Source organism: Collimonas sp. OK412 (assembly GCF_900112135.1).
GTDB classification, from domain to species: Bacteria; Pseudomonadota; Gammaproteobacteria; order Burkholderiales; family Burkholderiaceae_D; genus Collimonas; species Collimonas rhizosphaerae.
The window spans coordinates 19,510-38,818 of record NZ_FOLC01000029.1 but is presented as its reverse complement, the minus strand read 5'-3'; the positions used below and the strand labels follow the sequence as shown (position 1 = coordinate 38,818).

General features: G+C 57.4%; 18 protein-coding genes and 1 pseudogene. 8 read left to right on the top strand and 11 right to left on the bottom strand.

The window, feature by feature from the left end; translation table 11 throughout:
• Positions 1-168 precede the first annotated feature (168 nt).
• The 5 genes from BM062_RS21665 to BM062_RS21645 all read left to right on the top strand — a co-directional run bounded on the left by BM062_RS21665 (position 169) and on the right by BM062_RS21645 (position 3,475).
• Complete coding sequence (locus BM062_RS21665) at positions 169-1,095, top strand: branched-chain amino acid transaminase (protein WP_092400749.1); 927 nt, start codon at positions 169-171, stop codon at positions 1,093-1,095.
• Between the two features lie 56 nt (positions 1,096-1,151).
• A complete protein-coding gene (locus BM062_RS21660; protein ID WP_092400746.1) occupies positions 1,152-1,364 on the top strand; it encodes a zinc-finger domain-containing protein in 213 nt (70 codons plus the stop codon).
• Positions 1,365-1,459: 95 nt separating this feature from the next.
• Entirely contained in the window at positions 1,460-1,891 is a 432-nt protein-coding gene (locus BM062_RS21655) for a YybH family protein (protein WP_092400743.1), read from the top strand.
• 22 nt (positions 1,892-1,913) lie between these two features.
• Entirely contained in the window at positions 1,914-2,885 is a 972-nt protein-coding gene (locus BM062_RS21650) for a YheT family hydrolase (protein WP_092400740.1), read from the top strand.
• Complete coding sequence (locus tag BM062_RS21645) at positions 2,885-3,475, top strand: DUF2946 family protein (RefSeq protein ID WP_092400738.1); 591 nt, start codon at positions 2,885-2,887, stop codon at positions 3,473-3,475. The genes BM062_RS21650 and BM062_RS21645 overlap by 1 nt, the downstream gene beginning before the upstream one ends.
• Before the next feature lie 86 nt (positions 3,476-3,561).
• Here the strand turns inward: BM062_RS21645 and BM062_RS21640 are convergent, their stop codons facing one another.
• Positions 3,562-5,067: a M48 family metalloprotease gene (locus BM062_RS21640; protein WP_092400735.1), complete on the bottom strand. Its 1,506-nt coding sequence runs from the start codon at positions 5,065-5,067 to the stop codon at positions 3,562-3,564.
• 81 nt (positions 5,068-5,148) lie between these two features.
• On the bottom strand, positions 5,149-6,609 hold the full coding sequence (locus tag BM062_RS21635; protein WP_092400732.1) for an O-antigen ligase family protein: 1,461 nt from the start codon (positions 6,607-6,609) through the stop codon (positions 5,149-5,151).
• Between the two features lie 419 nt (positions 6,610-7,028).
• Between BM062_RS21635 and moaC the strand changes: the two genes are divergently transcribed.
• Positions 7,029-7,526, top strand: a complete 498-nt coding sequence (moaC, locus tag BM062_RS21630) for a cyclic pyranopterin monophosphate synthase MoaC (RefSeq protein WP_092400729.1) — start codon at positions 7,029-7,031, stop codon at positions 7,524-7,526.
• 88 nt (positions 7,527-7,614) lie between these two features.
• Here the strand turns inward: moaC and tfpZ are convergent, their stop codons facing one another.
• The 9 genes and pseudogenes from tfpZ to recA all read right to left on the bottom strand — a co-directional run bounded on the left by tfpZ (position 7,615) and on the right by recA (position 15,913).
• A complete protein-coding gene (tfpZ, locus tag BM062_RS21625; RefSeq protein WP_217647631.1) occupies positions 7,615-8,364 on the bottom strand; it encodes a TfpX/TfpZ family type IV pilin accessory protein in 750 nt (249 codons plus the stop codon).
• Positions 8,365-8,453: 89 nt separating this feature from the next.
• A complete protein-coding gene (locus BM062_RS21620) occupies positions 8,454-8,999 on the bottom strand; it encodes a pilin (RefSeq protein ID WP_305763971.1) in 546 nt (181 codons plus the stop codon).
• Positions 9,000-9,409: 410 nt separating this feature from the next.
• Positions 9,410-10,012 (bottom strand): FHA domain-containing protein, encoded by a 603-nt coding sequence (locus tag BM062_RS21615; RefSeq protein WP_092400723.1) that lies wholly within the window; start codon positions 10,010-10,012, stop codon positions 9,410-9,412.
• 228 nt (positions 10,013-10,240) lie between these two features.
• The gene (locus tag BM062_RS21610; protein WP_217647633.1) at positions 10,241-11,005 is read right to left on the bottom strand and encodes a Stp1/IreP family PP2C-type Ser/Thr phosphatase; all 765 of its coding nucleotides are present in this window, start codon (positions 11,003-11,005) and stop codon (positions 10,241-10,243) included.
• 250 nt (positions 11,006-11,255) lie between these two features.
• The gene (gene sucD / locus BM062_RS21605) at positions 11,256-12,137 is read right to left on the bottom strand and encodes a succinate--CoA ligase subunit alpha (RefSeq protein ID WP_092355167.1); all 882 of its coding nucleotides are present in this window, start codon (positions 12,135-12,137) and stop codon (positions 11,256-11,258) included.
• A gap of 19 nt (positions 12,138-12,156) precedes the next feature.
• Positions 12,157-13,329: pseudogene (sucC, locus tag BM062_RS21600) on the bottom strand (ADP-forming succinate--CoA ligase subunit beta); the annotation flags it as partial.
• Positions 13,330-13,343: 14 nt separating this feature from the next.
• Positions 13,344-13,970, bottom strand: coding sequence for a DUF2889 domain-containing protein (locus tag BM062_RS21595; protein WP_092400714.1), 627 nt, complete (start codon positions 13,968-13,970; stop codon positions 13,344-13,346).
• Positions 13,971-14,214: 244 nt separating this feature from the next.
• Complete coding sequence (gene recX / locus BM062_RS21590; protein ID WP_092400711.1) at positions 14,215-14,673, bottom strand: recombination regulator RecX; 459 nt, start codon at positions 14,671-14,673, stop codon at positions 14,215-14,217.
• Positions 14,674-14,803: 130 nt separating this feature from the next.
• Positions 14,804-15,913, bottom strand: coding sequence for a recombinase RecA (gene recA / locus BM062_RS21585; RefSeq protein ID WP_092400709.1), 1,110 nt, complete (start codon positions 15,911-15,913; stop codon positions 14,804-14,806).
• Positions 15,914-16,350: 437 nt separating this feature from the next.
• Between recA and ggt the strand changes: the two genes are divergently transcribed.
• Both ggt and BM062_RS21570 read left to right on the top strand, forming a co-directional pair.
• Positions 16,351-18,102: a gamma-glutamyltransferase gene (ggt, locus tag BM062_RS21575; protein WP_217647632.1), complete on the top strand. Its 1,752-nt coding sequence runs from the start codon at positions 16,351-16,353 to the stop codon at positions 18,100-18,102.
• A 167-nt stretch (positions 18,103-18,269) separates the two neighbouring features.
• Entirely contained in the window at positions 18,270-19,304 is a 1,035-nt protein-coding gene (locus BM062_RS21570) for a DUF1338 domain-containing protein (protein WP_371326620.1), read from the top strand.
• Positions 19,305-19,309: the final 5 nt, after the last annotated feature.

The following is a 19,309-nucleotide window of genomic DNA, read 5'->3' as shown; positions in this document are numbered from 1 at the left end:
AAAGACATATAACGAGCCCAATATTCTGCAGAGTAGGCTCCGGCGAATCCGTTAAAATGTCACTTTATACCCAAGAATCCGCCAAAGATCGGCAATGAGCGATAACAGGCCGGCAAACGCCGCAATCGCATTGCATATCAGGCAATTTTATTTACTGGAGGTTTGAACATGTCCATGGATGACCGCGACGGCAAGATCTGGAAAGACGGCAAGCTGATCGACTGGCGCGATGCCAATATCCACGTCCTGACGCATTCGCTGCACTACGGCATGGCGGTCTTCGAGGGCGTGCGCGCCTACAAGACTGAGCAGGGTCCGGCGATTTTCCGCCTGAAGGAACATACCCAGCGCTTGCTGAACTCGGCCAAGATCTTCCAGATGCAAGTGCCTTACGACCTGCAAACCCTGATCGACGCGCAAATCCAGGTGGTGCGCGAAAACCAGCTGGAATCCTGCTACATGCGGCCGCTGATCTGGATCGGTTCGGAAAAGCTCGGCATCGCCGCCAAGGGCAACACCGTGCATGTCGCCATCGCGGCCTGGCCGTGGGGCGCCTACCTGGGCGAAGACGGCCTGGCCAAAGGCATACGCGTCAAGACTTCCTCGTTCAGCCGCCACCACGTCAATGTATCGCTGGTGCGCGCCAAGGCCAGCGGCTATTACATCAACTCCATCCTGGCCAACCAGGAAGCGCTGACCGACGGCTACGACGAGGCTTTGCTGCTGGACACCGACGGCTATGTATCGGAAGGTTCCGGCGAAAACGTCTTCATCGTCAAGAACGGCAAGATCTACACCCCTGACCTGGCGTCCTGCCTGGACGGCATCACGCGCGACGCGGTGCTGACCATGGCGCGCGACAGCGGCATCGAAGTGGTCGAGAAGCGCATCACCCGCGATGAAGTGTATTGCAGCGATGAAGCTTTTTTCACCGGCACCGCGGCGGAAATCACGCCCATCCGCGAACTCGACAACCGCAGCATCGGCGAAGGCAAGCGCGGCCCGATCACCGAAAAGATGCAAACCATGTTTTTCGATGTGGTGGCAGGCAAGTCTGACAAATACCGGCACTGGCTGACCGTGGTCGGGAAATAAGCCAGCGTCGACAGCAGTCAGTTGCAGGTAAAGCAGAAGCAAATTTGGAGAAACAGATGACTACAGCAGCAAATTCGGCAGCAAACACGCAAACCCCGGTTGAACTCGACGGCAAGGACCTGCCGGCGCATTGCCCTAACCCGCTGATGCCGACCTGGTCCTCGCATCCGCGGGTGTTCCTCAATCTCGACAGCAGCGGCAACGCCAAATGCCCCTACTGCGGCACGCAGTACCGGTTGAAACCGGGTGCGGTGGTCAAGGGCCACTGAAGGGGCACTGATAGCGAAAAGGGAGCCTGGCTCCCTTTTTTGATGGCAGTAAAACATGGTGACAATTCGTTCAATAGTTTGAGCACGGAGGCAATATGCCGCACGTCAAATTCATGCATGGCTCAGCCGAAGAAACCGAAACCGCTTTTTACGACGCCATGAGCCGCGCCGATATCGAGGCCATGATGGCGCTATGGGCGGACGACGACGAAATCGTCTGCATCCATCCGAACGCGCCGCGGCTGCATGGCCATGCAGCGATCAGGGCGGCTTTCGAGAGCCTGTTCGAGCGCGGCGGCGTGCACATCCATGCGCGCCAGCTGCACGTGACGCATAATATGTCGACCAGCATCCATAACCTGGTGGAGGAACTGCGCCAAGCCAGCGAATCCGACCGCGAGATGCACATCCTGGCGACCAATATCTATATGAAAACACCGCGCGGCTGGCGCATCGTGCTGCACCATGCCTCGGTAGCGCCGGGCGCGGCGCCGGAAGAAAGCACATCCAGCGCCACCTTGCATTGAATCGAACAACACAGAAAATCGTATGCCCGCTGCTGCCTCACCTGACTCCTATCCCGCGCCGCTATGGCTGCCGGGCGGCCACCTGCAAACCATTTACCCAGCCACCTGCATCAGCAAACCGGCAGTCGCATTCAGGCGCGAACGCTGGGATACGCCCGACGGCGATTTCATCGATATCGATTTTGTCGACGGCCGGCCCGGGCAGCCGCTGGTAGTCCTGTTCCATGGCCTGGAAGGTTCTTCCGACAGCCACTACAGCCGCGCCCTGATGGCGCAACTGGCGACGCTGGGCTGGTCGGGCGCGGTGCCGCACTTCCGCGGCTGTTCCGGCGAAATCAACCAGGCGCCGCGCTTTTACCATTCCGGCGACGCCGAAGAAGTCGACTGGATATTGCGGCGCCTGGTCGCCGGCCGCACTGCCAGGCAGTTCGGAAAAATCTATGCGACCGGCGTTTCGCTGGGCGGCAACGCGCTGCTGCGCTGGCTCGGCGAGTCCCAGCACCAGGCGGAAATCATCGATGCCGCCTGCGCGATTTCCGCGCCGCTGGACCTGGCCGGCGGCGGCGCAGCCTTGTCGCACGGTTTCAACATGGTCTACACGCGCTCTTTCCTGCGCACCATGAAAAGCAAGTCGCTCGACAAGCTGCAGCAATTCCCGCGCCTGTTCGACCGCGAAAAAATGCTGCGCGCGCGCGACCTGTACGAATTCGACAATATCGTCACCGCGCCGCTGCACGGCTTCCGCGACACCGACGACTACTGGCACCGCGCCAGCGCCAAGCTGGTGATCAACGACATCACGGTGCCGACGCTGGTGCTCAACGCGCGCAACGACCCTTTCCTGCCGCCGCAGCACTTGCCGCCCAAGGCCGCCGCCAGCGTCACGCTGGAGTATCCTGAGCAAGGCGGCCACGTCGGCTTCGCCACCGGCGGCCCGCCCGGCCGGCTCGACTGGCTGCCGCAGCGCATGCTGCGTTTTTTGCAGGATAACTAATGGATCAAGTCGTCGCCCAAGCCATGCTGAAATGGCCCAACGTCCCGCACTGCTACGGCTGGCTGGGACTGGACGCGCGCGGCGCCTGGCGCATGCGCGACGAGCAGGCGCAGCGCCAAGGCCTGCCCGGCGACAAGATCATGCACACCGCGCTGGTGGGCTTCATCAACCGCAATTACGCCGCGGACGAACAAGGCTGCTGGTATTTCCAGAACGGCCCGCAACGGGTCTACGTCGACCTGGCGTTGACGCCCTATATCGTCCATACCGATCCCGCATTGGGTTTTGTCCTGCAGACCGGCGCAGCAATGACGGCCATCGAATCCGCCATGCTGACCGAACAAGGCCGGCTGCTGCTGGTCGCCCCAGGCCAGGTTGCCGCAGTCGACGATCGCGACCTGGCGCAATGCCTGGCCGCTTTGCGCATGGACGGAAACATCGTCAGCGACGAAGCCCTGCTCGACTGGATCGCGACACCGCATCAAGCTCTGACCTGGCAAAACTCAGGTAAAGAATTACCCGTCACGCATATCGCTACAGAAGATATCGCAGCACACTTCGGTTTTACCCAACACCCCCGCCAGACATAATTAAATAGGGTCAGAGTCGAATTATTGACCGGTCAACAATTCAACTCTGACCCTATTTAACGGACCACGGGGCAACCACCTCGGCACTAACGTTCCTTAGATGCCTTCAATTCCTCTTTCCAACGTTCCTGCAACTCCCTCTCCCGCGCATCAATCATGGACTGGTCATAAAACCCCGCATCCCCCGAATTCCGCGCAATCCGCAACTGGTCCAGCGCCGCCGGCACACTTCCCGTCAACACATAAGACTCCGCCAAAGCCATATGCTGCAGCGCCCGCTTGCCCTGCGCCGAATAAGCCTTGGCCAGCAAATCCTGTACATCCGCATCCTGGCGGTACAGCCGGGCTTGCTCGCGCAGATATTTGGTAGCGTCTTCCAAGCGCTTGGAAGCAATCAGCACCCGCGCATACTGGTGCGCCAGCCCGCGCGACAAAGGATACTGAAGCTGCCCCTGCTGCACCAGCTTCAAGGCTTCCGCCTCGCGATTGGTAGCCAGCATGATTTCAATGCCCAGGTCGGTAAGCATCAGGCTCTGCTTCGCCGGCAATGCTGCCGCCACAGCCTGCTGCAGCAAATCCTCCGCCTTGCCATATGCCTCCTGCTTGAACGCCAGGAAAGCCATGCCGTATTTGGCGGCGACGATCTGCTGCTTGGTATTCTGCTGCAGTTGCGCGTCAAACACGATCTGAGCGTCGCGCCGGCCTTGCTCGGTATCGTCTTGCAACACCCGCACGCGAGCCCGCATCAACTGGAAATCCAGGCTATCGGCGCGCTGCCGGTAACGCTGTTCGCGGATCCGCGCCTCGATGTCGGCAATCCGCTCGGTAGTCAGCGGGTGCGTCAGCAGATACGGCGGCACCACATCCGAATAGTTGCGGGAAGCCGTCTGCATGCGCCCGAAAAAAGCCACCATGCCGCTGGTCTCGAAGCCGCCCGCATCCAGGATCGACAACCCGATCCGGTCCGCCTCGCGCTCGGCGTCGCGGCTGAAATTCAGCTGCCGCTGCATCGCCAGGCCGGTGCCGCCCATCATCACCGCCGCGCCCGCATCGCCGCTGCCGCGCATCGCCAGCGCACCCAGCAGCATGGACGCCAGGGCGATCATCGAATCCTGCTTCTGGCTGCCCACCATGCGCGCGATATGGCGTTGCGCCACGTGGCCGATTTCATGCGCCAGCACCGAAGCCAGCTCGGATTCGCTCTGCGCCGCCAGCAGCAGGCCGGAATGCACGCCGACAAAACCGCCCGGCAAGGCAAACGCATTCAAGACCGGGTCGCGCACCGCAAAGAAGAAAAAATCGAACCCGGCCTCGCCGCGCACCTCGGGCCGGGCGTTAACCAGGGTCCAGCCGAAATTGTTCAGGTACTCCAGCAGCGGCGCATCGTTCAGGTAATCGGGATCGCGCCGGATGTCGTGCATCACTTCCTCGCCCAGCTTGCGTTCCATCAGCGGCGACAGCGATTCGCGTGAAGTGTCGCCCAGGGTAGGCAGGTTTTGTACCGCAAATGCCGGCCGCGGCGGCAGTACGCAGCATGCGCTGATGAGCGCCGCAACCAATATTCGCCCGGGCAATTGCAATGATCGATTCATCGAGTACTGGGTAGTGTCAAAATCACGATGTTCTGATACTAACAGAGGACAATTGTTCCACATCCAGCAACTCGCGCCGAGTTAAAAATAACCGCCCAGCCAGATCCTGGGGCGGTACACCGGATTCGTATAAATGTCCTTTTGCAGATTTTTTTCTTCGTAAAAAGGCAAATTACCGATTTCCGGCCACAAGCCAACGCCGAGAAAATAAATCAGCATTACGGCGCCAATCAGCCCCCCAATTCGCATAGCCGGGAACAAACGCATTGTAGTCGCCGCTTTTACCTGTGTCATCGAAGCGACCCACCCCCAAGCGCAGCCAACATACAAAACGATCCACAATTGACTGGTCGGCATGACGATCAGTCCAGACACCAAGCCATCGACCAGAATAGCCACTGCGATAGTCAGCAGTGCCGCAAGCGTTAAATAGTTTTTACTGTCCGTAGGTTCCAAGTGTTCGCGTACGGCCAGCAATTTCTTTAACCCAAGCGCAATGGCAGTCATCAGGCAAATCAATGCTGGAATCCCCCATTCAGAGGCAATCTGCAACACCCAGTTATGGGGATGCGCGCCAATCTGCACGTCGCGCCCGTAATGCGCGAAGTGCAAAGGCCCAGCCCCCAGCCAAGGATGGGCAAGTGTCATCTCCCATGCGCGCCGCCATAAGGGCCAGCGACTGGAAGCGGGATTTTCAATGGTGCGGTCGACAACGGAAAATAAAAAGCCGAACGGCTGCAAACCTAGGGAAATTGGCACAAGTACGTAAAACAAGAAATACAGACCCAAGCCTGCAAGTGCCGTCCACAACATCAATCGGCACCATGGGAAAGCCGTTTTTCTGAAATAAAACAAAGTCACACAAACACCAGCAAGCACACCAATAAAGGTTCCACGCCCGGTAGACAAGAAAAGAAGTGTCCACCATATCGAGGCGACGCTCCAGGCAAACATTTTTTTCCCGCCACTATCCGTGCGACTTACCCACAGGCACAGCAGAGGCAAAGTAACCGTCTGAACGTGATTAAAAAAACGGTAATTATCAAATCCGAAAATTAGCGCCCCATTCGGCGGCTGTTTGCCTGACGCGATCAGCACAGCATAGACGACGGCTTCAACGAAAATATAAAAGACGCATCCTATGCCGCACAGTCGCAATATCTGATCGAGAAAAACATCGCCCTTGCGCAACATCTCGCGCGCGATAAAGCAGGACATGCCAAATAAGGACAGAGAATTTGCCCATTCAAAAAGAGCGTGTCGCGTTGAATAGGCAAACAAGCTGGAAACCAGGCCGAGTACAAAAAAAATGGCCAACAAGCCGATCAAGAAAAAATCGCCAGGCCGGTTGACCAACCTATTTCGCACTAGATAGACGGCAAAGACAATAATCACCGTTATCGAACAGAAAACCTCAACAATGCGTTGGTTATCGTGAAAACCAGAGCCGGGAATTAATGGAAATAGCAGTAATGGACTGAGTAACGCCGCGACGACAACCAGATAGGCAACAGGAAATGTGGAGGGATACCAACGACGCATCAGTGCATCCTTTTTTCCTGACTGGTTACATGGCCCGCCTGAAATATTTCGAAGCGAGAAATTTCAACATTGACCTACGGACGCAAGGATTTCGTCATAACACGCTACTCGCCTAAGCTTTACGATCAGGATAAGAGTCGCTGCTTCCATAATTGTGAGACGCCCGGTGATCCGCTAATGCATCAACAGATGCGAATGGCGCATCCCAATAATTACACGACTCTTCTGCATCCTCGGCGTCATCGGGGAAATTCAAATGCCGTCGCATCGCCGCACACTTCCGACCATGTCGCCATCGGTGTTGAAATCGCGATGCTATGATACTAGCAAAGAATAACTATTCCACATTCAGCAATGTGACTTCGGCCAGAGAAAAATCTGGACCGCACCGGACTACTTCATCTAAAGAAAATACCGTCATGACCAGCAAAAACCCAGCATCCGCCAAGCTGACCCACTTTGACCAGGCCGGCCAGGCGCACATGGTCGATGTCGGCAGCAAAAACGATACCCACCGCATCGCCGTCGCCAGCGGCTGCATCCACATGAAAGCAGAGACTCTGGCGCTCATCCAGTCCGGCACCGCAAAAAAGGGCGACGTGTTGGGCATCGCCCGCATCGCCGCCATCATGGCGACCAAACGCACCAGCGACCTGATTCCGCTGTGCCATCCGCTGGCGCTGACGCGGGTTGCAGTCGATTTCAGTATTGATGATGTGGCAAGCAGCATTACTTGCAATGCGCAGGCGGAGACTGTGGGCAAAACTGGGGTGGAGATGGAAGCGTTGACAGCGGTGCAGATTGGATTGTTGACTATCTATGACATGTGCAAGGCGGTGGACCGAGGGATGGTGATTACTGATGTGCGGGTGATGGAGAAGCATGGCGGCAAATCGGGGGACTGGGTAGCCGGATGATCCATTAACCAGTCACCCTTCAACCGCGTCGCCGAACAGTCGGCGCGAGGATTAAGCTACGAAGTGTAACGCTCAGCCCGGCAACAGATTAATTCCATGGCCGGAGATCGACCACGGCAAGCGCCTTGTCTTCTTTCTTGCTCAGCAGTACCGACATTGACTGCCCCTTAGTCATCAACGGCAGCCATGCGTCGGCTTGCGGCCACTTTGCCAGCGTTGAACTGACGACCGCAGGCGCATTGTAGTGGTTCAATTCTTCGAGGGGATGCGCTTTGGCGCGCATTTTTTCTGCCATTTCACTGATTGGCACATACAGATCGATACGCTGGGGCAAATCTGGGCCGCCCATCGCTGATTCCAGCAAGAGTTGGTTACGTTTTTCCCGATTGGCGGGAGCGCGAGAAGCAACCCATTGCGGGCCACTCCAGGGTGGATGGCGGAATTCCGGACGTGCATCGGTAGCGAAACGCGTGTCTAGCTCATGTGCCCGAGCCAAATCAAAACGATCAGCATTGAACACCAGCCAAGCTGGTCGTGCAACAGATATACTCCACATGCCATAGCCAAATGCCATTAGCTGCAAAGTAACGATAACCGCCAGATCAAAGCGGAGGTTTTTTTTGCCGGGCTTATAAACAAGCAAGGTCAGCAAAGGGCCGATAACTATATCGACTCCCAGCAAAATTAAGAAAATGCCGCTTACTCCTGTTGCAATCTGCAAGGGAGAGGGATACCAGACAAAATACACCGCTGCCAGTGCGGCTAATGCCATGCAAATCGAAGCGCCCAAATGAATTAATGCCGTCTTAAGACGAGAAATCATAATTAATAATTGCAATGATTAAACATACCAAACATAAGTCGATTAATTCTGTTCAAAAAAAAAGAGCGCCGATGCGCTCTTTTTTCAGTTTGCTAACTAACCAATTAACGGCACTCAGCAGGTGCGTATTTTGCTGGGAGAGTACCAGCTGCCATCCCTGTCAGTCCACGTGATGTTGCTGTGGCAAAAGTGAGCGACGAACATGCCCAATCAATTGCACCAGCTACACCAGCAACGATAGGGGCCTTCTGAACATTTGGCAGAAAATTCAGAGTTGTACCTTGTGCGTCTGCTGGCAGACCAGCCGATGCACCAGCTGTTGTCACAGTAATTTGGCCGGTTGCATTATTAATAACAATACCAGCAACATACTTAGTCGCAATTTGACCTGGATTTGCAGTAACGTTTGCATTGTAGCTATCAGCCGCTGCCTTAAGGCCATTAATCCCATCCGTTTGGAATGCTTCGCTGATCAGCGTCTTAGGAGCAGTGGCTGCAATTATGGCTTCACTTACTTTTGCGCGTACTGTGTAATCCTGATACGCAGGCAGAGCAACCGCAGCCAAAATACCAATAATCGCCACAACGATCATCAATTCGATCAGAGTAAAACCGCGCTGCGCGCGTTGCATCATTTTCAACGATTTCATTTGTTTCTCCTGTTAATAAAAGGGGTCTGCACTACACGTGATGTAGAGCAATGTCTGTGCCAGTCGGAAATCGCTGAATTTTATTGATCTGCGACTGGAAAAGTGAGGAAATTTGGCAGATTTTCGATGTTGCGCTGACAAAGTTTGTCACAAAGAAACTGCGCTAATTCGTAGCTGACCACCTAATCCGTTACCAGCTGCGCATCCAGTCACAACGATATATATTTATCAATATATCCGTCGATTTCGCTGCCTTACTAAAACAAGCGGGAATGGTGTGCCCTTTAAGTTCTGGAGTGCTGTCCATATAGCAGAAGCGGAGTTAATAGAACATGGACACAAACCGCGTAGCCATGATTGGCGCGAAGAAGTGATGAAAAAACGTACAGCCTACTGACGCTTAAAGCAGCCTAAGCAGCCTTCCAGGAAAATTTCATCAAAGTCCCGGCAATATCAATTACATCTTCGTCCTTGAGAGCCCGCGCACCTGAGTTCAGCGGCGTGTCGTTGACCCGGGTATAAATCTGCCCTTCGACATGGGTCAGTTCGTAACCATGCGGCCGCCGCGTCACAATCGCAACCTGGATGCCGGGACGCCCAATAGTAGTCAGCACCTTGGTCAGCAGCATTTCCTTGCCAGCGCTTGGCCCGTCCAGCACGGTAATAGTTGCATCCGGCCGCGGCACCGGAAACATCTTCGGCCGGTTGTCCTTGATTTCTTCATCCGTATCCACCTGGTACAGCAATTTATACCTGGCCATCTGGATCACATCGTTATGCTGCAGGAAATGCTTGGTGACCGGATGGCCGTTGACCTGGGTGCCGTTGGTGCTGTTGAGGTCTTCCAGGAACGAATCGTTATAGATAGTGATGATGACCGCGTGTTCGCCGCTGATGGCAAGGTTATCAATGACCATGTCATTGTGGGCGCGGCGGCCGATGGTGGTGCGCTCTTTGGTGAGCGTCATCTCTTGTATCACGGTGCCGCCTTTGGTCAGGATGATCTTCGCCATTCCTATCTCTCTCGGGAAACGCTATTTGTAAGTTAATTTAAAACCATGCTGCAGATCCGGCCACGTCCGCAGCTACTGGTATTGGCGTTGCTCATACATCGGTCTTGCATACTTCAGCAAACCCCAGTTTAATGTTGTTTCGGGGCAATGATACTCAAATTTCGGGATTTATATTGCGGGCCCGCATATCGCGCTTGCCTTCAATTTTCACCGGCAATCGCAACACGCTTATTCGTTCTCCGGCACCCTGATCAGGATCACCGATACATTATCCTGTCCACCTGACTGGTTCGCGGCATTGATAAGCATGGTGCATGCCATCTTCAGGTCGCCCTGGGCGTCGCTGACAATGTTGAAGATATCATTGTCGCCGATCCGGTCCGACAATCCATCCGAACACAGCAGGTAAAGATCGCCGGGCTGCACCTGGTGCTGGTGGACTTCCACCACCAGCTGGTAATCGATGCCGACAGCGCGCGTGACAATGTTGCGGTTGTTGGCGAATTGCGCGTCTTCGGCGCGGATCAGGCCGGCGTCGATCTGCTCCTGCAGCAGGGAGTGGTCGCGCGTGAGCTGTTCCAGCAAACCGTCACGGATGCGATACGCGCGCGAGTCGCCGACATGGGCGATGGCAAGGCTGCCTTGCGGCTCGAACCAGGCCACCACCAGGGTGGTGCCCATGCCGCGGTATTCCGGCTCGCGGCGGGCGGCATTGATGATGGTGCTGTTGGCCTGGCGCACGGCCTGCATCAGCCACAGGCGCACCGGCAGCTCGTCTTCCGGCTTCTGCAGGCGGCGGTACTCCTGCAGCTGGCTTTCGATTTCTTCCTGGATGGCGACGGTGGCGATGCTGCTGGCGACTTCTCCGGCGTTATAACCGCCCATGCCGTCGGCCAGGATCGCCAGCTGCAAGACATCGTCGACCACGACGGTGTCTTCGTTCTGTACTCGCACCATACCAATATCCGTTTTGGCGGCAAACTCAAGCGGCATATGTCGAGACACGATAAAAAGTTATGGCAGATCAGGTGATTGCCTAGTCACAAGTATTTTCCTTGGTTCTGCCGGGGACGGCAAGACAAATTGCAAAGTCGGCGCCGTCCCTGCTCCTGGATGCTACACCCGCAGCCAGACCTTGATTGTGCACGGGAATAAAAAAGGGAGCCGAAGCTCCCTTTTCATGGTCAGGCAGGTAATCGTCTATACGATAAGCACCTGCCCTATTTTGCCTGTCAGGCTGCGATTACAGCATCGCCTTCAGCAGACGCGCCATTTCCGATGGATTCTTGGTCACGGTGATGCCACACGCTTCCATGATGTCCAGCTTGGCTTGCGCAGTATCGGCGCCGCCCGAGATCAGCGCGCCGGCATGGCCCATGCGCTTGCCCGGAGGAGCGGTAACGCCGGCGATGAAGCTGACCACCGGCTTCTTCATGTTGTCCTTGATCCAGTAAGCCGCATTGGCTTCGTCCGGACCGCCGATTTCACCGATCATGATGACGGCATCGGTTTCAGGATCGTCGTTGAACATCTTCATGATGTCGATGTGCTTCAAGCCGTTGATCGGATCGCCGCCGATGCCGACTGCCGACGATTGGCCCAGGCCCAGTGCGGTCAGCTGGCCGACTGCTTCATAAGTCAGGGTACCGGAACGCGAAACCACGCCGATACGGCCCTTCTTGTGGATATGGCCCGGCATGATGCCGATCTTGATTTCGTCCGGCGTGATTAGGCCTGGGCAGTTTGGCCCGAGCAGCAAGGTCTTGCTGCCGGCTTTTGCCATGCGGTCTTTCAGCGCCAGCATGTCGCGTACCGGGATGCCTTCGGTGATGCAGATGGCCAGGTCGAGTTCGGCTTCAACCGCTTCCCAGATGGCTGCCGCAGCGCCTGCCGGCGGTACGTAGATCACCGAGACGTTGGCGCCGGTGGCGGCCTTGGCTTCGGAAACGTTAGCGAAAATCGGGATGCCTTCGAAGTCTTCGCCGGCTTTTTTCGGGTTCACGCCAGCGACAAAAGCGTTCTTGCCGTTTGCGTAGTCGCGGCAGCCGCGGGTGTGGAATTGGCCGGTCTTGCCGGTAATACCTTGGGTGACGACTTTAGTGTCTTTGTTGATCAGGATCGACATATCTGTTCCTTGTTATTTGTTACTTACCGTTGGCCGCAGCAACAACCTTCTGCGCCGCTTCTTCCATGCTGTCCGCCGAGATGATCGGCAGGCCGGATTCGGCCAGCAATTTCTTGCCGATTTCTTCGTTGGTGCCCTTCATGCGGACCACCAGCGGCACTGTCAGCGAAACGGCCTTGGATGCTGCGATCACGCCTTCGGCGATGACGTCGCAACGCATGATGCCGCCGAAAATGTTGACCAGGATGGCTTTCAGGCCTGGGTTCTTCAACATGATCTTGAAGGCTTCTGTCACTTTCTCCGTGGTGGCGCCGCCGCCGACGTCGAGGAAGTTGGCAGGCTCGCCGCCGAACAGCTTGATGGTGTCCATGGTGGCCATGGCCAGGCCGGCGCCGTTCACCAGGCAGCCGATGTTGCCGTCGAGCGAGATGTAAGCCAGGTCGAACTTGGATGCTTCGATTTCAGCTGGGTCTTCTTCGTCCAGGTCGCGGTAAGCGACGATTTCCGGATGGCGGAACAGGGCGTTGCTGTCGAAGTTGAACTTGGCGTCCAGGGCGATGACCTTGCCGGAACCGGTGACGATCAGCGGGTTGATTTCAGCCAGCGACGAGTCGGTGTCCCAGTATGCCTTGTACAGGCCTTGCAATTGGGTGCGGGCATCGGCGACCGAGCCGGCAGGTACGCCGATCTTGGTCGAGATGCTGTCAGCTTCAGCGTCGGTCAGGCCGGTGGCCGGATCGATGATGACTTGATGAATTTTTTCTGGATGGCTGGCAGCGACTTCTTCGATGTCCATGCCGCCTTCGCTGGACGCCATCAGCACCACGCGCTGGCTGACGCGGTCGGTAACCATGCTGACGTACAGTTCTTGCTTGATGTCAGCGCCTTCTTCGATCAGCAGGCGACGGACTTTCTGGCCTTCCGGGCCGGTCTGGTGTGTCACCAGCTGCATGCCGAGGATCTGGCTGGCGTATTCGCGCACCTGTTCCAGCGACTTGGCAACCTTGACGCCGCCACCCTTGCCGCGACCGCCGGCGTGGATCTGGGCTTTGACGACCCAAACCGAACCGCCGAGGGTTTCAGCTGCCTTGACCGCGTCATCGACGTTCAGGCACGGGATGCCACGCGGTGTTGTCACTCCGAACTGGCGGAGAATTTCTTTACCCTGATACTCATGGATTTTCATGCGAGCTTCCCTTCTGACACTTAATTAAATGAAATTGCTTGGTTGGATAAATGCGATTGCGGCGATTCTACATGCGACGTTTCTAAAACAGATTCGGTGTCGATTCCTGCTGGAGGGCTGATTGCCCACTTCGGATAATATTTGGCGACAACTGCGCCTTCACTGCGTAATGCATGGCAACGATCGAGCTGGGGCGGCTTCTGGTCGGCAGCCCGATTGATCTCGCCGCCGAAAGCCTGCAACGCCGCGGTCGGCAGTATCTGCGCCAGCTCGGTCAGATGCGTACAGCCTAGCGCGCCGCCGATATTCTCTCTCAGAGTGTGGCGGAAGCCCTTGACCAGGCTCAAGCCGATCAATTTCTTGTACTCAGGTTCGATGGTATTGCAATGGCCGCGATACGGCACTGCTTCGGAATTTGCCTCGACGCCAACGATCACGAACTGGCGGTCAAGCGTCAGCCGCAGCCACAGGCTGTGCAGCGGTTGGCCTGCCGGCAAATTGCCGGATGGCAAAGAAAGATCGAAGGGTTTGGTATCGGTAACATGCGCATCGATTTCCCACAGGCCGTCGTCACGTACGAACGCGTCGATGTGAATCGCGCGGGTGTGCTTTAACGCTCGGCGGGAAATGGAAGGTGTCAGAGACATAATGGTGGACTGATTTGCGTGTCGTTACCACAGTTTCTATGGTAACTGCCGCTCCTGCGGTTTGCAAAAAACCCCAAAAGTGTAGCACAGCTTACGCACCTTAGCGATTTAGATCGACAATTGCAAAACAGCCATCGAAAGCCCCCGGGACGGGGGTCATCGCTAAAAATGGGAGTGAAAACGATGGTTTGGAGACCGCAGTTTTCCCAGGTTCCGGGCAATCAAGGTTGCCTGCTTTCCTGCCTCAATAATCCTCATCGTCATCGCCGCCCTTCACCGCGGCCCGGATTGCGCGATGAGAAAACCCGCGTTGCAGCAGGAACCGCATTTGCTTGGCGCGCTCGGCGGCATCGGCCGCCGGCTGGTTGAATTTCTTGCGCCAGACTTCGCGCGCGCGGGCGACTTCGCCGCTGGCCAGGCCGGCCTTGATATCCACCAGCGCTTCGGCATCAATGCCGTGGCTTTGCAGCTCCGAAAGAATGCGGCTGTTGCCGAAACGATGGGCGCGGCGGTGGATCAGCGATTCGGAAAAACGCGCCTGGGACAGCAGCTTGGCGGCTTCCAGCGTATCCAGCAAAGCCTCGATATCGTCGCCTTCCTGCGCATAACGCGCCAGCTTGCGCGCCAGTTCCAGTCGGCTGTGCTCGCGCGCCGACAGATAGCGCAGCGCCCTGGCCTTGAGGCTGATCTGCAGTTTTGCCATGGCAGCTTCCTGTAATCCAAACCAAATACATGTCTGAAACAAAAACGCCTTTCAACAATCCGTTTGGCGGATATGCATGAAAGGCGTTTGCCGAACCGGGCCGGCTTATATCGCTATGCAGCGAGAGCTATCAGACCGGCTCTTCTGCCTTGGCAGCAGCCTTGCTTGCCTTGGCCGCGGCTTTTTCGGCCGCCTTGTCGCTGCTGTCCGACTTGATCTCGCCCAGCAGCGGCACGCCCAGCGAAGCGCGCACCTTGTTCTCGATCTCACGCGCCAGCTCTGGCCGTTCTTTCAGGTAGGTGCGGGCATTATCCTTGCCTTGGCCGATGCGTTCGCCGTTGTAGCTGTACCAGGCGCCCGATTTCTCGACGATCTTGGCGTCGGAGCCGAGATCGAGGATTTCACCTTCGCGCGATGTGCCTTCGCCATACAGGATATCGAAATGCGCTTCCTTGAACGGTGGTGCGATCTTGTTCTTGACGACCTTGACCTTGGTTTCGTTGCCGATCACTTCATCGCCCGACTTGATCGAGCCGGTGCGGCGGATGTCCAGGCGCACCGAAGCGTAGAACTTCAGGGCGTTGCCGCCGGTGGTCGTTTCAGGATTGCCGAACATGACGCCGATCTTCATGCGTATCTGGTTGATGAAGATCACCAGCGTGTTGGTGCGGTTGATGCTGCCGGTCAGCTTGCGCAGCGCTTGCGACATCAGGCGCGCTTGCAGGCCGGGCAGGGAATCGCCCATGTCGCCTTCGATTTCAGCGCGCGGCGTCAGTGCAGCCACCGAGTCGACCACGATCAGGTCGACGCCGCCCGAGCGCACCAGCGCGTCGGTGATTTCCAGCGCCTGCTCGCCGGTGTCCGGCTGCGAGATCAGCAGTTCGGACAGGTTGATGCCCAGCTTCTGCGCATAACCGACGTCCAGCGCATGTTCCGCATCGATGAACGCGCAGGTGCCGCCCAGCTTTTGCATTTCGGCGATGGTCTGCAGCGTCAGCGTGGTTTTACCGGACGATTCCGGACCGTAGATCTCGACCACCCGGCCGCGCGGCAAACCTCCGACGCCCAGCGCGATATCCAGGCCGAGCGAACCGGTCGAGACAACCTGCACTTCTTCGACCACGGCGCCGTCTTCCATGCGCATGACCGAACCTTTGCCGAACTGTTTCTCGATCTGCGCCAAGGCCGCGGCAAGGGCCTTGCTTTTATCCGGATTGGGTGCGGATTTTTTATCGTCCATGGTTGTTCTTTCGGCAAAAATGGTGAGTAATTCGGGACCTGATCTGAAACTTCAGGTAGTACTGTATAAAAAAACAGTGATTTATGCAAGCACTGTCGCATGTTTTTTGAAAACCTGGTGCATATTGTATGTGCAGATATCGCTGCCAGGGATGCACACCGCCCAAAATTCATCGGCTGGAATCACGCTTTAGGTGCGAACTTATCGCAAATTTTGCTGTGACGGCCCGGATGCATCGGGCGCATTTTATGCTTATTGCGCATATCGTCATCCGGAAAAGTAAAAAGCATGCCGGATACGCAAGAGGATGCAATAATCGTGACGCGCATTTCCGTGCCGGCAGCCGCTCCGCCGCCGGACAATGCGTCATATTTCGAGGTAAGGGCAAGCGGCTTGCCCACTAATAACAGGGAGAAGGTATGCGTATTACATATTGGATGAAACCGTTGGCGGCCTCGGCGCTGCTGCTGGGCCTGCTTGGCTCGGTGCAGGCAGCCTCCGCGCCTGCGGTCGAAGCGAAGAACGGCATGGTGGTGACGTCCCAGCACCTGGCTTCGCAGGTCGGCGTCGATATCCTGAAGATGGGCGGCAATGCGATCGATGCGGCGGTAGCGGTCGGTTATGCGCAAGCGGTGGTCAACCCTTGCTGCGGCAATATCGGCGGCGGCGGCTTCATGACCATCCACCTGGCCGACGGCCGCGATACCTTCATCAACTTCCGTGAAACCGCGCCGGCCGCGGCCAGCGCCAATATGTACCTGGACGCCAACGGCAAGGCGATCACCAACGCCAGCCTGTTCGGCTACCTGGCGGCAGGCGTGCCGGGCACCGTGCTCGGCCTCGACACCGCGCAACGCCAATACGGCAAGCTGACCCGCGCCCAGGTAATGCAGCCGGCGATCAAGCTGGCGCGCGACGGTTATATCCTGAACCGCGGCGATACCGACATCCTCGACACCACCATCGCCCAGTTCAAGAAAGACCCGGAAGCCGCGCGCCTGTTCCTGCGCCGCGACGGCACGCCGTTGCAGCCGGGCGACCGCCTGGTGCAAAAGGACCTGGCCAAGACGCTGGAAGCGATCTCGCGCAACGGTCCCGACGCTTTCTATAAAGGCGCGATCCCGGCAGCCGTGGAACGCGCATCCAAGACTGGCGGCGGCATCATCACCGCGGCCGACTTTGCCGGCTACAAGATCAGCGAAAGCGCCCCGCTGTCGTGCACTTACCGCGGCTACGTGTTCGTCTCCGCGCCGCCGCCCAGCTCGGGCGGCGCCACCATGTGCCAGATCCTCAACATTCTCGAGGGTTACGACATGAAGGCGCTGGGTTTCCATTCGGCCTCGGCGGTGCATTACATGACCGAAGCGATGCGCCATTCCTACATGGACCGCAATACCTTCCTCGGCGACCCGGCCTTCGTCAAGAATCCGCTCGACCGTTTGCTGAGCAAGGAATATGCAGCATCCATCCGCGCGAAAATCGCGGCCGACAAAGCCACGCCATCGGTGGAAGTACAGCCGGGCATGGCGCCGCATGAAAAGCCTGAAACCACGCACTATTCGATCGTCGACAAGGACGGCAATGCGGTGTCCACCACCTACACCATCAACGGCCGCTTCGGCGCCGTGGTGATCGCGCCGGGCACCGGCTTCTTCCTCAACGATGAAATGGACGATTTCACCGTCAAGGCCGGCGTGCAAAACCTGTTCGGCCTGGTGCAAGGCGCCACCAACTCGATCGCGCCAGGCAAGCGTCCGCTGTCGTCGATGGCGCCGACCCTGGTCACCAAGGATGGCAAGACCTACATGGTGCTTGGCTCGCCCGGCGGTTCGCGGATCATCACCATCACCCTGGAAACGGCCTTGAACGTGATCGACTACGGCATGGCGCCGCAAGAAGCGGTCGATGCGCCGCGCATCCATCATCAATGGCTGCCGGACGAGGTCTACTACGAAACCCGCGGCCTGTCGCCGGACACCCTGAAAATCCTGGACGGCATGGGCTACAAGATGAAGGAGCAAACCCCTTGGGGCGCGGCTGAGCTGATCATGATCGGCCTGCCGGGCGCAGCCGGCGTCGCCGGCGCCAGTTCGGGCAACGATGCAGGCGTATCGGGCGTTGTCCGTCCGGGCCTGTATTACGGCGCCAACGATACCCGCCGCCCTGCCGGTGCTGCTATCGGTTACTAAAATTACCGGTTTGATCCGAAAACGGGTGCTTCGCACCCGTTTTTTTTTCGCCTGGTCATGAGAAAAAAGCATTGATGCATCAGTATTAATCGTTTTATCCCGCCTCAAATCAAATTTACACTGCGCCTATCCTCCCCCGATAAAGAGCGCGCATGTCCTCCACCAACCTGCCCACTAATCTGCAATATATGCTGACGTCGCTGCTGGGCGCCGAGCATGCCAACCAGTTATCCGACTTGCTGCAAATCCCGGCCAGCACGCTGCGGCCGCCCGCCGATACGGTTTCCCGCATCGAAATAGCGCAGGCGCTGAACATGCTGCTGTTCGAGAAACTGTTGAAAGCCGTCCCGCAAGGGAACGATTATGTGCAGGACTCGGTGCGCGCGGGTAACAAGATCCGCTTCGACCACGGCGCTTTGCGTACCGTGCTGGGTATCAGCACCGGCACCCTGCCGGCCGGCGAAGCGGCGTTCACCCGTATCCTGCGGCCGCTGGGCTACCAGGTGAACGGCATCTACCCCCTGCAACGGATCAGCATGACCGGCCGCGCTTACGCGCACGAAGACGATGCCGAAGAAATCGCCCAGTTCTTCCTGAGCGAACTGCATCCGCACCATTTTTCCAGCGAATTCCAGGCTACCGTCAATAAAGTCTTGTCGACCTCGCAAGATCCTGTCGACGCGCACTCGGCACAGTTGTTGCAGCAGCTCGGCAACGACAAGGCCTTGCCGCTCGCCGATGCCCTGGCCTTGCTGCCGGTGCTGGTCGCCTGCTTCGACCGCCAGCATGCGCTGCCCAGCGTCGCCGAATACCAGGTCTTGCTGGCGGAATCGGCCGAAATGGCCTGGATTTCGACTGAAGGCAACGCCTTCAACCACGCCACCGACCGCGTCGCCAATGTGGAGCAAGTCGCCGATGCGCAGCGCGCGCTAGGCCGCGCCATCAAGGAAAAGATCGAAGTGTCCAGAAACGGCCGGGTGCGGCAGACCGCTTTCCGCGCCAGCACCGTCACGCGCCTGATGCGCGACGAGAATGGCGCCATGGTCGAGATGAAAGTGCCGGGATCGTTTTACGAATTCATTTCACGCGACCGCTACCTCGATGCAGAAACCCAGAGCGAAAAGCTGGACCTGACTTTTGACAGCGGCAACGCCCAGGGCATCTTCAAAATGACCGCCTCGGCCGATGCCGCATCCTGCTGAAAACC

Bases quoted from the DNA above. Each gene is read 5' to 3' on its own strand.
- BM062_RS21660 (WP_092400746.1), top strand. From the start codon at position 1,152: ATGACTACAGCAGCAAATTCGGCAGCAAACACGCAAACCCCGGTTGAA.
- BM062_RS21595 (WP_092400714.1), bottom strand. From the start codon at position 13,970: ATGTCTCTGACACCTTCCATTTCCCGCCGAGCGTTAAAGCACACCCGC.
- BM062_RS21640 (WP_092400735.1), bottom strand. From the start codon at position 5,067: ATGAATCGATCATTGCAATTGCCCGGGCGAATATTGGTTGCGGCGCTC.
- BM062_RS21645 (WP_092400738.1), top strand. From the start codon at position 2,885: ATGGATCAAGTCGTCGCCCAAGCCATGCTGAAATGGCCCAACGTCCCG.
- moaC (WP_092400729.1), top strand. From the start codon at position 7,029: ATGACCAGCAAAAACCCAGCATCCGCCAAGCTGACCCACTTTGACCAG.
- BM062_RS21620 (WP_305763971.1), bottom strand. From the start codon at position 8,999: ATGAAATCGTTGAAAATGATGCAACGCGCGCAGCGCGGTTTTACTCTG.
- BM062_RS21635 (WP_092400732.1), bottom strand. From the start codon at position 6,609: ATGCGTCGTTGGTATCCCTCCACATTTCCTGTTGCCTATCTGGTTGTC.
- recA (WP_092400709.1), bottom strand. From the start codon at position 15,913: ATGGACGATAAAAAATCCGCACCCAATCCGGATAAAAGCAAGGCCCTT.
- BM062_RS21610 (WP_217647633.1), bottom strand. From the start codon at position 11,005: ATGCCGCTTGAGTTTGCCGCCAAAACGGATATTGGTATGGTGCGAGTA.
- BM062_RS21665 (WP_092400749.1), top strand. From the start codon at position 169: ATGTCCATGGATGACCGCGACGGCAAGATCTGGAAAGACGGCAAGCTG.
- BM062_RS21650 (WP_092400740.1), top strand. From the start codon at position 1,914: ATGCCCGCTGCTGCCTCACCTGACTCCTATCCCGCGCCGCTATGGCTG.
- BM062_RS21615 (WP_092400723.1), bottom strand. From the start codon at position 10,012: ATGGCGAAGATCATCCTGACCAAAGGCGGCACCGTGATACAAGAGATG.
- BM062_RS21655 (WP_092400743.1), top strand. From the start codon at position 1,460: ATGCCGCACGTCAAATTCATGCATGGCTCAGCCGAAGAAACCGAAACC.
- sucD (WP_092355167.1), bottom strand. From the start codon at position 12,137: ATGTCGATCCTGATCAACAAAGACACTAAAGTCGTCACCCAAGGTATT.
- ggt (WP_217647632.1), top strand. From the start codon at position 16,351: ATGAAACCGTTGGCGGCCTCGGCGCTGCTGCTGGGCCTGCTTGGCTCG.
- recX (WP_092400711.1), bottom strand. From the start codon at position 14,673: ATGGCAAAACTGCAGATCAGCCTCAAGGCCAGGGCGCTGCGCTATCTG.